The following is a 14,869-nucleotide window of genomic DNA, read 5'->3' as shown; positions in this document are numbered from 1 at the left end:
CGCGGGCTCGGCCGGGGGTCAGTACAGGCCGGAGAGGAGTTCGGCGACCGGCTTGCGGCGGCCGGTGAAGAAGGGGACCTCCTCGCGGACGTGCAGGCGGGCCCGGGAGGGGCGCAGGTCGCGCATCAGGTCGACGATCCGGTGCAGTTCGTCGGCCTCGAAGGCCAGCAGCCACTCGTAGTCGCCGAGGGCGAAGGAGGCCACGGTGTTGGCCCGCACGTCCGGGTAGCCGCGGGCCATCATGCCGTGCTCGGCGAGCATCGCCCGGCGCTCCTCGTCGGGGAGCAGGTACCACTCGTAGGAGCGGACGAAGGGGTAGACGCAGACGTACTCGCGGGGCCGCTCGTCGGCGAGGAACGCCGGGATGTGCGACTTGTTGAACTCGGCGGGGCGGTGCAGCGCCATGTTCGACCAGACCGGCTCCAGGTGGCGGCCGAGCCCGGTGCGGCGGAAGCGGTTGTACGCCTCCTGCAGGTCGTCGGAGTCCTCGGCGTGCCACCAGACCAGGATGTCGGCGTCGGCGCGCAGGGCGGAGACGTCGTAGGTGCCGCGGACGACGACGTCCTTGGCGGCGAGCTGCTCGAAGAGGGAGTCGACCTCGGCGGCGAGCGCGGTGCGGTCCTCGGGGAGGGCGTCCTTCAGCTTGAACACCGACCACATGGTGTAGCGGATGACCTGGTTGAGGTCGCGGGCCTTCTTCTTCACGGGCTGCTCAGTGCTTTCGGTCATGAGCCCATTGTCCCTTCTGTGCGGGTGGTGCCGGTGCCGGGGGTGAGGTGCTCGGCGGCGCGCCGGGCGCCGGCGATGACGGCGGGGATGCCGACGCCGTCGTACGCGGCGCCGCAGACGGCGATCGCGCCGAGCGCGTCGAGGTGGGCGCGGATCCGGGCGACCCGGTCGAGGTGGCCGACCGGGTACTGCGGGAGCCCGGCCCGCCAACGGGTGACGGCGTGGTCGTACGGGGTGGCGCGCAGGCCGACGGCGGTGCGCAGGTCGGCGAGCGAGCGGGCGACCAGGTCGGCGTCGTCCAGGTCGAGGGCGGCGTCCTCGCGGTGGCGGCCGAGCGAGGTGCGCAGCAGGAAGGTGTCGGGGGCGGAGCGCTCCAGCCAGCCCCACTTGTTGCTGGAGAAGGTGGACGCCTTGATGCTGCGCCGGTCGACCGGCGGGACGAGGAAGCCGCTGCCGGTGAGCGGGCTGTCGGCGAGGTCGGCGCGCCGGAAGGCCAGGGTGACCAGGGCCATGGACGCGTACTCGACGGCGCGCAGTTCGGCGGCGGCGCCGGGGGCGTCGGCGGCGAGCAGTGCGGCGGCCTGCGGGGCGGGGACGGCCAGCACGACGGCGTCGGCGGCGAGTTCGCGTCCGGCGGTGGTGACCAGCCAGCCGTCGGGGGTGCGGCGCAGGGCGTCGACCCGGTGGCCGGTGCGCAGGTCGGCGCCGTGCGCGCGGTCGTGGGCGGCGACGGCTTCGGGGAGGGTGCCGAGTCCGCCGCGCAGGCCCTGGAAGACCGGCCCGGTGGCGGTGGCGCGGCGACTGAGCTCGCGGATGGATGCGGTCAACTCGCCGCCCTGCTGGGCGAGTTGGAGCAGCTGCGGAACGGCGGCGCGGATCGAGATCTCGTCGGCGTGCCCGGCGTAGACGCCGCCGAGCAGCGGTTCGACCAGCCGGTCGACGACCTCGCGGCCGAGCCGGTCGGCGATGTAGCGGCCGATCGGGGCGTCCTCGCCGAGTTCGGCGGGCTGCTCGCGGCGGGCCCGTTCCAGGCCCGCGGGGGTGAGCACGCCGGAGGCTTCCAGCGCGTCCAGGTCTCCCGGCACGCCCATGAGTTGGCCGCCGGGCAGCGGGCGCAGGCCCTCCCGGGTCCAGATCGCGGCCTTGGCGGTGGTGGGCGGTTCGAGCTGCTCGCCGAGGCCGACCCGGCGGGCCAGTTCGACCGCTTCGGGGCGGCGGGCGAGCATCGACTCGGCGCCGAGGTCGACCCGGACGCCGCCGACCTCGCCGCCGCGCAGCTTCCCGCCGAACCGCGCCGACGCCTCCAGCACCGTCACCCGCGCCGCCGCGTCCCCGAGGAACGCGGCCGCGGCCAGGCCCGCGATGCCGCCACCGACCACCACGACGTGAGGTTTCGCCATGCCGACCAGTCTCCCAGCCCTTATCCGATTCGCCGGAATCGGCCCCGGGGCGCCCCGAGACCGGGGTGAGTCCGCAGCGTGATCGTTCCGGTACCGCCGGTGCGGGTCCGGTCCGGGGGCCGCCGCGTCACAGTGCCGTGGGGGCGGGCGGACGGCGCGCCCCGGAACACGGGGAGGGTACCGAATGGACCTGCGGGTACGCAGAGCGGGCGCGGCCGGGGCACTGGCCGCGGTCCTGCTGCTGGCCGGGTGCAGCGCGGACGGGGAGCGCTCGTCGGGCTCGGCGGCCGCCGCCGACGCGAAGGGCCCGGCCCGGACGCAGGGCGCGCCGGCGGCCGCCCCCGGCTCGGGCGGGGCCGCCCCCGGCTCGGCCGGGGCCACCGCCGGGGCCGGCTCCGGGGGGACGACGGCGGCGACAACGGGAACAGCGGCCGCGACGGACCGTCAGATCGCCTACCAGGCGAAGCTGACGCTGCGGGTCGACGCCGTCGACGACGCCCGCACCAAGGCCGTCGACCTGGTCGTCCGGGCCGGCGGGTACGTCGCCGCGGAGAACCTGCGCGGCGGGACGGGCGACACCGCGCAGTCCACGCTGACCCTCAAGGTCCCGTCCGCGGCCTACCAGGCCACCCTGGACGGGCTCGGCGGGCTCGGCACCCGGCTGGGCCTGAGCAGCCAGGCCGACGACCTCACCCAGCAGATCGCCGACACCGACAGCCGGGTCAAGTCCATGCAGGCCAGCGTGGACCGGGTGCGGGCGCTGATGGCCGACGCGAAGAGCCTGTCCGAGGTGGTGTCGCTGGAGGGCGAGCTGACCCGCCGGGAGTCCGACCTGGAGTCCCTGCAGCGCCAGCAGCAGCAGCTCACCGCCCGCACCTCGCTCTCCACCGTGACCCTGGAGCTGGTGACCCGTCAGCCCGTCCACGTCGAGCCGAAGGAGGAGGAGACCGGCTTCTGGGCCTCCGTCGGCCACGGCCTCTCGAACGGCTGGCACGCCCTGGTCACCCTGGTCCGCGTCCTGCTGGTGGCGCTGGCCGCCGTGGCGCCCTTCCTGGTCCTGCTGGCCCCGCTCGGCTGGCTGCTCCGCCGCCGCCTGCGGGCCCGCCGCACCGGCTCCCCCGCCGTCCCGCCCCGTCCGACGCACGCTCCGGACACCGGCGGGAAGGACGGCGCCGGCGACGGGGCGTGACCCGGGGCGGCGGCGCCGGTCAGGTGGCGGCGGCGTCCGGCCCGTCCCCGTCGGGGCGGGCCGGGGCCCGGCGGGGGCCTCCCGCTCCGCCTCCTCCCGGCGGCGGCGCTCCCCCGCCTCGGCGGCCGCCTGCTGCTCCCGGCGCACCTCGCCGCGGCGCACTTCGTTCGCGACGAACAGCACGAAGCTCGACAGCGGCATGACCAGGCCGGCGAGCGACCAGTCGCCGCCGAAGACCCCCATGACGAACATCCACCCGAGCCCGGCCCAGCCGAGCAGCATCAGCAGACAGCTCATGACACCCCCTCCCCGTGATCCACCGTAGCCATCCGGGAGCGCCGCGTAAACGGCCGCGGCGGAGAACGGCTGATTGACGGTACGTCAGAAAGCTTCCACCGCACGGCCCTTGGTGCAGCGCCAAGCCGCCAGGGCCGCGCAGGGGACGGTGACCAGGGTGCAGAGCAGGGCGGTGGCGGCGAGGGTCGTCCAGGGGAGGACGAGGGGGACGGGGGCGCCCGCGCGGTGGAGGGCGGTGCCCATGGTGGCGAGGGTGGTGAGGGTGGCGGCGGTGCCGAGGAGGGCGCCGACCAGCGTGACGAGGAGCGTCTCGGCGGCGACGAGCCGCAGGACGCGGGCGCGGGTGGTGCCGACCAGGCGGAGCCGGGCGAGTTCGCGGCGGCGGTCGGCGGTGGTGGTGAGGGCGGTGTGGGCGAGGGTGATCACGGTGTAGAGCAGGGCGAGTCCGAGGACGGCGGCGATCCGGCGGATCCGCCGGGGGTCGTCCGCGGGGTGGTGGGCGTCGAGCCAGGCGGCGCGGGTCTCGACGCGGGCGCCGTGGTCGCGGGCGAGCGCGGTGACCGCCGCTGCGGCGGCGTCGCGGACGTCGATCCGGTCGGTGCGGGCGCCGGGCGCGTTGCGCGGGGTGACGTACACGGGGTTGCCGCCCGTTCCCTCGCGCAGCACGGCGGCGACCCGCAGCTCCCGCCGGGCGCCGTCGGCGAGCACCACCCGGACGCGGTCGCCGACCTGCGGGTCCCCCCGCTCCTCGGCGAGCACCACGCTGTCGTCGTCGAGCGTCGCGGGGTCGCCCGCGACGACGGGCAGCCGGGTGGTGGCGGCCAGCGCGGCGGGGTCGGCGACGGCCCGGCCCTCGGCGCGGACGGCCGTGCCGTCGGCCTCGACGACGGCGAGCGGCGTCGCGGCGCTCGGCGAGACGACGGCCCCGGGCAGCGCCCGCAGCGCGGCCGTGAGCGCGTCGGCGCCGCCGCTGCCCGCGTCGCCGGGGGCCAGCAGGAAGTCGGCGGCGGTCCGGGTGCGGGCTTCGGCGGCGCGGGCGGCGGCGACGGTGGTCGGGGCGCCGACCAGGGTGCCCGCGAGGGCGACGGCGAGCAGGACGGGGGCGGCGGTGGCGCCGGTGCGGCGCAGGCCGCCGAGCGCGGCGGCCCGGACCAGCCGGGGCGGCCGGGCGGCGGGGAGGGTGAGCAGGCGCAGCAGCGGGCGGGCCAGGACGGGGGCGAGCAGGGCGGTGGCGGCGATCAGCAGCATCGGCTGGAGGGTGTAGGTCTTGCGGTGCAGCAGCTCGGCCGGGTCCCCGGCGAGGGCGGCGGCCACCACGGCGGCGTACGTGCCGAGCAGGGCGAGGCCGCCGAGCAGGCGGCCCGCGGTCATCACCCTCAGGTCGACGTCGGCCTCGTGGAGCGCTTCGAGCGGGCGGACCCGGCCGGCCCGCCGGGCGGCGACGGCGGTGCCCGCGAGGGCGACCAGCGGGCCGGTGCAGAACGCGGTGACCAGCGGCCAGCCGGGGGTGCCGGTGCGGAAGCCCGCGGGGGCGAGGCCGGCGGCGGTCAGCGCGCGGGCCAGCAGCGGGGCGGCGGCGCGGCCGAGCGCGCTGCCGGTGGCGGCGGCGAGCAGGCCGAGCAGCAGGGCCTCCAGCAGGACGGTGCGGGTGAGTTGGCCGCGGGTGGCGCCGGCCAGCCGCAGCAGTCCGAACTCGCGGCGGCGGCGGGCGACCGCGTAGGAGGAGGTCGAGGCGACCACGAACCCGGCGGTGAAGAGGCTGACGCCGCCGGTGGTGCCGAGCTGGGCGATCAGTGCGGTGCGGTCCTCACCGGGCGGCAGGGCGGTGCTCGCGGCGAGGCCGAGCAGGGTGGCGGCGATCAGCGCGACGCCGAGGGCGAGCGCGGTGAACGCCCCGAGCAGGGCGGTCCGTCCGGCGTGCAGGGAGCGCACGGCGATCCTGGTCAGTGGGGTCGTCATGGTGTCCCAGCCAAGCGGCGGGGCGCCGTTCGCACAGTGACGCCCGCTCCACCGCGAAGAGTGGAGCCAGCTCTACCGACACCGCCCGGGGCGGCGGCCTAGTGTCCTGAGTCCTTGATCCGTCGGATGTATCCGGCGAGGGACTCGAGGATCTGGTCGGCGGTCTTGGTCCAGATGTAGGGGCGGGGGTTGTCGTTCCAGTCGGCGACCCAGGCGCGGATGTCGCGTTCGAGGGCCTGGACGGAGCGGTGGACGCCGCGGCGGAGCTTCTTGTTCGTCAGCTCGGCGAACCACCGCTCGACCAGGTTGAGCCAGGAGGATCCGGTCGGCGTGAAGTGCAGCTGGAAACGGGGATGGGCCAGCAGCCACTTCTTGATCGTCTCGGTCTTGTGGGTGGCGTAGTTGTCCAGGATCAGGTGTACTTCCAGGCCGGCCGGGATCTCCCGGTCGAGTTTGGCGAGGAACCTCTTGAACTCGGCGGTGCGGTGGCGCCGGTGCAGGGAGCCGATGACCTTCCCGGTGACCGCGTCGAGGGCCGCGAACAACGTCGTGGTGCCTGCCCGGACGTAGTCGTGGCTGGCCCGTTCCGGGACGCCGGGCATCATCGGCAGCACCGGCTGGGAGCGGTCCAGAGCCTGGATCTGGGACTTCTCGTCGACGCAGAGCACCAGGGCGCGTTCGGGTGGATCGAGGTAGAGGCCGACCACGTCGTGGACCTTGTCGACGAAGAACGGGTCGGTGGACAGCTTGAACGACTCGGCGCGGTGCGGCTGCAGACCGAACGCCCGCCACACGCGTGAGACCGTGGACTGAGACAGGCCCACCCGTCCGGCCATCGAGCGGGTGGACCAGTGCGTGGCGTTCTTCGGTTTCGTCTCCAGCGTGAGCCGGACCAACTCGGCGACCTGCTCGTCGGTGACCGTCCGCTCGCGACCCGGGCGTGGTGCGTCGCCCAGGCCGTCCAGGCGGTCCCGCAGGAATCGCCCACGCCACTTGGAGACCGTCTCCGTGGTCACTCCGGTGGCAGCGGCCACAGATCTGGCCGATCGGGGCAGCCCGTCCGTCTCCGTCTCGCCGCAGGCCAGCACGATCCGCGCTCTCAATGCCAGCGCCTGCGGGGCTGATTGGCTCCGCACCCACGCACCGAGCACCTGCCGCTCGTGATCCGACAACACCAGTTCGGCCAGCTTCGGCCCAGGACGTCCCACGTGCTGAAAAACGACGGATCAAGGACTCAGGACACTAGGGTCGGTCCCGGTGAAAGGAGGTGTCCGGTGTCCGACTGCTGGCAGGCGCTGCGCAGGCCCGGTTTCCTGCGGACGGCCTGGCCGTGGCGCTCGGCGGCGTACCTGCTGGCGTGCGCGTCGGCGGGGGCGGCGCTGTGCGTGGTGCTGCTGCTGTGGGTGGCGGTCGGCGGGGCGCTGTCGGTGCTGCTGGTGGGGGTGCCGCTGCTGGCGGCGCTGCCGCTGGCGGGGCTGGCCTTCGGGGCGTGGGAGCGGCGGCTGGCCCGCTGGATGGGCGGGGCGCCGGTGCCCGATCCGCACCGGGTGCCGGACGGCCCGGGCCCGCGGGCCTGGCTGCGCACCCGGTACGCCGAGGGGGCGACGTGGCGGGAGGCCGGCGGCGCGGTGCTGTCGGCGTTCCTGCTCTGGCCGTTGGAGCTGCTGGTGGTGGCGGGCGCGCTGCTGGTCCCGGCCTGGCTGGTGACGACGCCGCTCCAACTGGCCCTGGACGGCGAGCAGGTGAACGTGCTGAAGGTCTGGCAGCTGCACGCGCCGGGCCCGGCCTGGGCGGTGGCGGCGGCGGGCGCGGCGCTGCTGGCCCTGGCGGGTTACCCGCTGACGGTCGCGGCGGGCGCCCGGGCGGCGCTGGCCCGGGCGCTGGCGGGCGGCCAGGAGCGGGTCGGCGAGCTGGTCCGCTCCCGGGCCCGCCTGGTGGACGCGTTCGAGGCCGAACGCCGCCGAATAGAACGGGACTTGCACGACGGCGCGCAGCAGCGGCTGGTCGCCCTGTCGATGTCGCTGGGCCTGGCCCGGTTGGACGCGCCACCGGGCGGCCCGCTCGCCCGCCGCCTGGCCGCGGCGCAGGCCGAGGCCGACGCGGCGCTGGCCGAGCTGCGCGAGCTGGTGCACGGCATCCACCCGCGGGTCCTCGCCGACCGCGGCCTGCCGGACGCCTGCGCGGACTTGGCGGACCGCTCGGTGCTGCCGGTCGTGGTGGACGTCTCGCTGCCGGGCCGGCTGCCCGCGGCCGTCGAGTCCGCGGGCTACTTCGCGGTCGCCGAGGCGCTGGCGAACGCGGCCAAGCACGCCGGGGCGTCCGCGGTCCGGGTGCACGGCCGCTGGTCGGCCGGCCGCCTGCGGCTCGACGTCTCGGACGACGGCACCGGCGGCGCCGACCCCGCCCGCGGCACCGGGCTGACGGGCCTGGCCGACCGGATCGCGGTGGCCGGCGGCAGACTGTCCGTCAGCAGCCCGCCGGGCGGCCCGACCCTGCTGCGTGTGGAGATCCCGTGCACCCCGACGACCGACCCGACGACCGACCCCCGCTCCGCCTCGTCCTCGCCGAGGACTCCGTCCTCCTCCGCGAGGGCCTGATCGGCCTGCTGGAGCGCTTCGGCCACACCGTCACGGCGGCGGTCGGCGACGCCGAGGCCCTGCTCGCCGCCGTCGCCGAGCACCGCCCCGACCTGGTCCTGACCGATGTCCGGATGCCCCCCGGCCTCGCCGACGAGGGCCTGCGCGCCGCCCTGCGGCTGCGCGCCGAACGGCCGGGCCTGCCGGTGCTGGTCCTCAGCCAGTACGTCCAGCGCTCGTACGCCGCCGACCTGCTGGCCGGCGGCGCGGGCGTCGGCTACCTGCTCAAGGACCGGATCGGCCACGTCGAGGAGTTCCTGGCCGCGGTCGGCACCGTCGCCGCGGGCGGCACGGTGGTCGACCCCGAGGTGGTCCGCCGCCTGCTGGCCCGCCGCCGCGACCCGCTGGAGCGCCTGACCCCCCGCGAGCGCGAGGTCCTCGAACTGATGGCCCGCGGCTGCTCGAACGCGGAGATCTGCCGCCGCCTGACGGTCTCCGAAGCGGCGACCGCCAAGCACATCGGCAACATCCTGCTCAAGCTCGACCTCCCCCCGGCCGAGGACACCCACCGCCGCGTCCTGGCCGTCCTCGCCCACCTCGGCGCGAACGAATAGAGCAGTACGAACGGCGGGATGCACCACCAGGGGCCCGGGGAACGGCGGGACCGTGCTGCTGCGTGCAGTAAACGGAACCGGAAGCCGATGCGCGCTACGGCAGTGCACCGTCAGCAGACCCGGGCTCGCCGTTCCCCGAGCCCCTTGCGGGGCTCTCTGTCGAGGCTCCCCCTACCTCGCGCTCGCCTCGTGGACGAAGGCGACCAGCCGGGTCAGGGCGTCCGGGTCCATGGTGGGCATGACGCCGTGGCCGAGGTTGAAGATGTGGTGGCTGCCGCCCAGGGCCTGGGCGGCGTGCAGGACCTCGCGGGCCTTGGTCTCGACGACGTGGGTGGGCGCGTAGAGGACGGCGGGGTCGAGGTTGCCCTGCAGGCCCTTGCCGGGGCCGACCCGGTTGGCGGCCTCGTCGAGCGGGACGCGCCAGTCGACGCCGACGATGTCCGCGCCGGCCTGGCCCATCAGGCCGAGGAGTTCGCCGGTGTTGACGCCGAAGTGGATCCGCGGGACGCCGTACGGCTCGACCTCGTCGAAGACCTTCGCGCTGGCGGGCATCACGGAGCGGCGGTACTCGTCGGGGGCGAGCGCGCCCGCCCAGGAGTCGAAGAGCTGGACCGCCGAGGCCCCCGCCTCGATCTGGATCTTCAGGAAGGCGGAGGTGATCTGCGCGAGCCGGTCGACGAGTTCGGCCCACAGCTCGGGGGCGCCGTACATCATCGCCTTGGTGTTCTCGTACGACTTCGAGGGGCCGCCCTCGATCAGGTAGCTGGCCAGCGTGAACGGCGCGCCGGCGAAGCCGATCAGCGGGGTGGCGCCGAGTTCGGCGACCAGCAGGCCGACCGCCTCGGTGATGTAGGGCATGTCGTCGGGTTCGAGCGGGCGCAGCCGCTGGAGGTCGGCCGCGGTGCGGATCGGGTCGGCGATGACCGGGCCGATGCCGCTCTTGATCTCGACGTCGATGCCGACGGCCTTGAGCGGGACGACGATGTCGGAGAAGAAGATGGCCGCGTCCACCTTGTGCCGGCGCACCGGCTGCAGGGTGATCTCCTTGACCAGCTCGGGCTGCGTGCAGGCGTCGAGCATCGGGACGCCCTCGCGGACCTTCAGGTACTCGGGCAGCGAGCGGCCGGCCTGCCGCATGAACCAGACGGGGGTGTGCGGCACCGGCTCGTTGCGGGCGGCGCGCAGGAAGACGGAGTCGTACGCGGCGCCGCGGGGCCGCTGACCGGACTGGGCTGCGGGGGTCTCACTCACGGGTCACATCCTCGCACGCGGCCGGCGGGCCCCCGGCCGTGCGGGCGGCCCGGCCAGGCAAAACGGACACCTCGGGCGGTGCCCGCCGGGGCGGCGCCCGCGGCCCGCTCGATTTCCGGGTTTTCGGCACGCCGGAGGCACGAAAGTGCTCGGATTGCGGGTCCGCGCCGCCTAGGCTTCCGGTCATGGCAGCGGTCGGCGGGCAATCCGCGCAGGGTGGAGGAACGGGCAGGGAGTCGGCGCCGATCGAGTTCCGCGACGCGGTCGAGGCGCTGACCGGGGCGCGGCTGCGCCCCGAGGTACGGCTGTCCCCGCAGCCCGCCCCCCGCCGGCTGGCCCCGTACTCCTTCGCGCTCTCCGCCTCGGTCGAGGTGGACGGCGAGGAGCTGGCGGACGGCACCCTGGTGCTGCTGCACGACCCGTCGGCGCCGGAGGCGTGGAACGGCGACTTCCGGGTGGTGACCATGACCCGGGCCGAGCTGGAGCCGGAGATGGCGGGCGACCCGGTGCTGTCCGAGGTCGGCTGGAGCTGGCTGCTGGACGCGCTGCAGGCGCACGCCGCCGGGTACGCCGAGCCGTCCGGCACGGTGACCAGGTGCCACTCGCAGTACTTCGGCGCGCTGGCCGAGCGCGGCTCGTCCACCGAGATCGAGCTGCGGGCGTCCTGGACGCCGGCCGACCGCCGGTTCGAACGGCACCTGGCCGCCTGGGCCGACCTGCTGTGCGGGTGCGCGGGGCTGCCGCCGTCCGCGCCGGCCCAGCTGCCGGCCGACGGGCCGGGCGTGCTGGGCGGGGTGGTGCCGATGCCGGCCCGCCGCCGGCCGCGCAATTCGCACTGACCTCCCGTCAGCCGTCCCGGGCGCTCCGGGGCGGGTCCGCGGACACCGGGTCCGCAGACACCTCAGGGGGACAACCCCGCGCTCCGGGCCCGGTGCCACCCGCAGGGCTGACGGAGTGTGACTTCGCGCGCGCTCCTGGTCAATTACCTGCACGTTTGCGATCGCCGTGGCGTCGTTCCCGATCGAATGCGTGCGATTTCCAGGCATGTCGTACCGGTCATCTGCACGATTTGTCCGTATTGTTACTCACCAGATCGTGATCACCCGCTAAAGCCGGGCACGGTTGATGCCGAAGGTGTCAGTGACCCTTTCCAGACGCGGAACGCTCCGACCGCCCCCTCGGGGTTCGTCCGCCACTCCCCCCGGAGGCCTCAGGTGTCGGTCCTTCTCGAGCACCCCGCAAACGTGGTCGCCTACCGTCCGACGAAGCCCACCGCCATGGTGGTCATCGCAGATCCCCGGGTCCGGAACACGGTGACCCGGCACCTATGGGCGCTCGGTGTCCGCGACGTCATCGAGGTCTCCTCGATCGCCGAGGCCCGGCCCCGGGTCTCCACCCCGCGCGACATCTGCATCGCCGACGTGCACCTGCCCGACGGCTCCGGCCTGACCGTGCTGGCCGAGACCCGCGCCGCGGGCTGGCCCAACGGCCTGGCGCTGTCCGCCGCCGACGACATCGGCGCGGTCCGCTCGGCGCTGGCCGGCGGCGTCAAGGGCTACGTGGTGACCGGCACCCGGACCAACATGCCGATGCCCGGCCGCCCCGGCCTGCCGATCGGCGCCGGCCTGGCCGGCCGGATGCGCCGCCCCGGCATCCCCGGCCACCACCACCCCGGTGCGCCCGGCCACCACGGCGCCCCCGGCCAGCCCGGTGCCGCCCCCGGCGCCCCGGGTGCGCCCGGTGCGCAGCCGTCCGCCTACCGCGAGCTGTCCGGCCGCGAGGTGGAGGTGCTGCGACTGGTCGCCGAGGGCCAGTCGAACAAGGCGATCGGCGTGGCGATGGGCCTCTCGGCGCTGACGGTGAAGAGCCACCTGGCGCGCATCGCCCGCAAGCTGGGCACCGGCGACCGGGCGGGCATGGTGGCGGTGGCGCTGCGCACCGGCATCATTCACTGACCCGCATCGTCCCTGGTGGCGGCCCGGAGGAACGTTTCCTCCGGGCCGCCGTCGTGCGCTCCGCCCCCACCCCGCGCCCCGGCCCCCGCCCCGGCCTGACGGGCCGTCAGCGGCACGTCAGCGGTCCGTCTGCGGTCCGTCGAGGGCCCGCCGGCCGCCCCGCGGCGCCCCGCCTCGCCGGGAGCGGGACGGCCCGCCGCCCCCGGTTGGCATATGTCCGAACGCGGTCCGACCAGTCAGACAACACTCCCGGCGGCGACACACGACGTACCCTTGGGGGGTGACCGACGCCGTAGCCTCCATCCCCGAAGAGACCGCCCCGGTACCGCTCCTCGAGCCCAGGGACGGACTCCCACCGGTGGTGGCGGACGAAGCGGCCCTCGCCGCCGTCGTCGAGGGCTTCCGCGGCGGCACCGGGCCGGTCGCCGTCGACGCCGAGCGGGCCTCCGGCTACCGCTACGGCCAGCGCGCCTACCTGATCCAGCTGCGCCGCCAGGGCGCGGGCACCGCGCTGATCGACCCGATCGCCTGCCCCGACCTGACCGGCCTGAACGCCGCGCTCGCCGACGCCGAGTGGGTCGTGCACGCCGCCACCCAGGACCTGCCCTGCCTGTTCGAGGTGGGCATGCACCCCGGCGTGCTGTTCGACACCGAGCTGGCCGGCCGGCTCGCCGGGTTCCCCCGGGTCGGCCTCGGCCCGATGACCGAGAACGTGCTGGGCCTGTCGCTGGCCAAGGAGCACTCCGCGGTCGACTGGTCCACCCGCCCGCTGCCCGAACCCTGGCTGCGCTACGCCGCGCTGGACGTCGAGGTGCTGGTCGACCTGCGGGACGCGCTGGAGGCCGAGCTCGACCGGCAGGGCAAACTCGACTGGGCGCACCAGGAGTTCGCCGCGCTGGCCGCCGCTCCCCCGCCCTCCCCCCGGGTCGACCCGTGGCGGCGCACCTCCCAGCTGCACAAGGTCCGCCGCCGCCGGCAGCTGGCCGCGGTCCGCGAGCTGTGGCTCGCCCGGGACCGGATCGCCCGCGAGCGGGACGTCTCCCCCGGCCGGGTGCTGGCCGACGCCGCCATCGTGAACGCCGCGCTCGCCATGCCCGCCAACGCGCCCGCGCTGATCGCCGTGCAGGGCTTCGGCCCCCGGGTGAACCGCCGCCAGCTCGAACAGTGGCTGGCCGCGATCGAGCGCGCCCGCGAGCTGCCCGAGTCCGCGCTGCCGCCGCCACCGCCCCGCACGACGGGCCGCCGCCGCCGCGCGCCTGGGCCGAGAAGGACCCGGTCGCCGCGGCCCGGCTCAGCGGCGCCCGGGCCGCCGTCACCGCGCTCGCCGAGCAGCACCACCTGCCCGCGGAGAACCTGATCACCCCCGACCTGGTCCGCCGGGTCTCCTGGGAGCCCCCGGCCCACCCGGACGCCGACGCGGTCGCCGAGGCCCTGCGCGCCATGGGGGCCCGGGCCTGGCAGACCGAGCTGGTCGCCCCCGTCATGGCGGCGGCGTTCCGGACGGCGGCGGAGGGCTAGGACGAGCGGGGAACGGGCCTGGGCCGGGCCGGGGCCGGGCCGGGCGGCGTGACCGCCCTCACGGTCCTTGCCCGGCGTTGTTACTCGCGGGTAGATTGGTGAGCGCAGCAGCGCCGCTCCGGTGTGTGCTCATCGTCATGTCCCCCTGGGAGGAGAGCCCCCGTGCCTCGTACCGCGAGGGACGTCGTCTTCGTCGACGGCGTCCGCACCCCGTTCGGCAAGGCCGGCCCGAAGGGCATCTACCACGAGACCCGCGCCGACGACCTGGTCGTCAAGTGCATCCGTGAACTGGTGCGCCGCAACCCGAGCCTGCCCGTCGAGCGGATCGACGAGGTCGCCGTCGCCGCGACCACCCAGATCGGTGACCAGGGGCTGACCATCGGCCGCACCGCCGCGCTGCTCTCCGGCCTGCCGAAGTCGGTGCCGGGCTACGCGATCGACCGGATGTGCGCCGGTGCGATGACCGCCGTCACCACCACCGCGGGCGGCATCGCCTTCGGCGCGTACGACGTCGTGGTGGCCGGCGGTGTCGAGCACATGGGGCGGCACCCGATGGGCGAGGGCGTGGACCCGAACCCGCGGTTCGTCTCGGAGAAGCTGGTCGACGAGTCCGCCCTGTTCATGGGCATGACGGCGGAGAACCTGCACGACCGCTTCCCGCACATCACCAAGGAGCGCTGCGACGCGTTCGCGGTCCGCTCGCAGGAGAAGGCCGCCAAGGCGTACGCCAACGGCGACATCCAGCCGGACCTGGTGCCGATCGCGATCCGCAACACCAACCCCGAGGTCGGCGAGACCGGTTGGGGCCTGGCCACGGTGGACGAGCCGATGCGCCCGGGCACCACGATGGAGTCGCTGGCGGGCCTGAAGACCCCGTTCCGCCCGCACGGCAACGTGACGGCGGGCAACGCGGCCGGCCTGAACGACGGCGCCACCGCCTCGCTGCTGGCCGCCGAGGACGTGGCCCGCGAGCTGGGCCTGCCGGTCAAGATGCGCCTGGTCAGCTACGCGTTCGCGGGCGTCGAGCCCGAGGTGATGGGCATCGGCCCCGTCCCGGCGACCGAGAAGGCGCTGGCCAAGGCCGGGCTGACCATCGAGGACATCGGCGCGTTCGAGGTCAACGAGGCCTTCGCCGTGCAGGTGCTGGCCTTCCTGGACCACTACGGCATCGCGGACGACGACGAGCGGGTCAACCCGTACGGCGGCGCGATCGCGTTCGGCCACCCGCTGGCCTCCTCGGGCGTGCGCCTGATGACCCAGCTGGCCCGCCGCTTCGAGCAGCGTCCGGACGTCCGCTACGGCATCACCACCATGTGCATCGGCTTCGGCATGGGCGGCACCGTCATCTGGGAGAACCCCCACTTCGAGGGTGGTAAGTGAC

Annotated in this window: 11 protein-coding genes and 1 pseudogene; 7 read left to right on the top strand and 5 right to left on the bottom strand. The window is 75.3% G+C overall.

Going from position 1 to position 14,869, the window contains the following annotated elements; genetic code table 11:
* Positions 1 to 18: 18 nt before the first annotated feature.
* Both hemQ and hemG read right to left on the bottom strand, forming a co-directional pair.
* Positions 19 to 729, bottom strand: coding sequence for a hydrogen peroxide-dependent heme synthase (gene hemQ / locus OU787_RS23850; RefSeq protein ID WP_030459675.1), 711 nt, complete (start codon positions 727 to 729; stop codon positions 19 to 21).
* Positions 726 to 2,129 carry a protoporphyrinogen oxidase gene (gene hemG, locus OU787_RS23845; RefSeq protein ID WP_268660479.1) on the bottom strand — a complete coding sequence of 468 codons (1,404 nt, stop codon included), beginning with the start codon at positions 2,127 to 2,129 and terminating at the stop codon, positions 726 to 728. The genes hemQ and hemG overlap by 4 nt, the downstream gene beginning before the upstream one ends.
* A 184-nt stretch (positions 2,130 to 2,313) precedes the next feature.
* Between hemG and OU787_RS23840 the strand changes: the two genes are divergently transcribed.
* Entirely contained in the window at positions 2,314 to 3,318 is a 1,005-nt protein-coding gene (locus tag OU787_RS23840) for a DUF4349 domain-containing protein (RefSeq protein ID WP_268660478.1), read from the top strand.
* Between the two features lie 381 nt (positions 3,319 to 3,699).
* Here OU787_RS23840 and OU787_RS23835 read toward each other — a convergent pair whose 3' ends face one another.
* Entirely contained in the window at positions 3,700 to 5,574 is a 1,875-nt protein-coding gene (locus OU787_RS23835; RefSeq protein ID WP_268660477.1) for an ABC transporter permease, read from the bottom strand.
* A gap of 98 nt (positions 5,575 to 5,672) precedes the next feature.
* Positions 5,673 to 6,782 (bottom strand): IS630 family transposase, encoded by a 1,110-nt coding sequence (locus tag OU787_RS23830; protein WP_268658401.1) that lies wholly within the window; start codon positions 6,780 to 6,782, stop codon positions 5,673 to 5,675.
* Between the two features lie 66 nt (positions 6,783 to 6,848).
* On the opposite strand from OU787_RS23830, the gene OU787_RS23825 reads away from it, so the two are divergent.
* Both OU787_RS23825 and OU787_RS23820 read left to right on the top strand, forming a co-directional pair.
* The gene (locus tag OU787_RS23825) at positions 6,849 to 8,171 is read left to right on the top strand and encodes a sensor histidine kinase (RefSeq protein ID WP_268660476.1); all 1,323 of its coding nucleotides are present in this window, start codon (positions 6,849 to 6,851) and stop codon (positions 8,169 to 8,171) included.
* On the top strand, positions 8,087 to 8,764 hold the full coding sequence (locus tag OU787_RS23820) for a response regulator (protein WP_268660475.1): 678 nt from the start codon (positions 8,087 to 8,089) through the stop codon (positions 8,762 to 8,764). Before OU787_RS23825 ends, OU787_RS23820 begins: the two co-directional genes overlap by 85 nt.
* 171 nt (positions 8,765 to 8,935) lie before the next feature.
* On the opposite strand, the gene hemE is transcribed toward OU787_RS23820, so the two are convergent.
* Complete coding sequence (gene hemE / locus OU787_RS23815; RefSeq protein WP_030459685.1) at positions 8,936 to 10,015, bottom strand: uroporphyrinogen decarboxylase; 1,080 nt, start codon at positions 10,013 to 10,015, stop codon at positions 8,936 to 8,938.
* A gap of 185 nt (positions 10,016 to 10,200) precedes the next feature.
* Here hemE and OU787_RS23810 point away from each other — a divergent pair, with 185 nt between their 5' ends.
* The 4 genes and pseudogenes from OU787_RS23810 (at position 10,201) to OU787_RS23795 (ending at position 14,868) form a co-directional block, all read left to right on the top strand.
* Positions 10,201 to 10,854 carry a DUF3000 domain-containing protein gene (locus OU787_RS23810; protein ID WP_030459686.1) on the top strand — a complete coding sequence of 218 codons (654 nt, stop codon included), beginning with the start codon at positions 10,201 to 10,203 and terminating at the stop codon, positions 10,852 to 10,854.
* Positions 10,855 to 11,229: 375 nt separating this feature from the next.
* On the top strand, positions 11,230 to 11,970 hold the full coding sequence (locus OU787_RS23805) for a response regulator transcription factor (RefSeq protein WP_030459687.1): 741 nt from the start codon (positions 11,230 to 11,232) through the stop codon (positions 11,968 to 11,970).
* A gap of 280 nt (positions 11,971 to 12,250) precedes the next feature.
* Positions 12,251 to 13,488, top strand: a pseudogene (locus OU787_RS23800) (HRDC domain-containing protein).
* 162 nt (positions 13,489 to 13,650) lie between these two features.
* Complete coding sequence (locus OU787_RS23795) at positions 13,651 to 14,868, top strand: thiolase family protein (protein WP_030459689.1); 1,218 nt, start codon at positions 13,651 to 13,653, stop codon at positions 14,866 to 14,868.
* The last annotated feature ends 1 nt before the right edge of the window (position 14,869 follow it).

The organism is Kitasatospora sp. YST-16, assembly GCF_026802215.1.
Classification (GTDB): domain Bacteria; phylum Actinomycetota; class Actinomycetes; order Streptomycetales; family Streptomycetaceae; genus Kitasatospora; species Kitasatospora cineracea.
This window is presented reverse-complemented; position numbering and strand designations above follow the sequence as displayed.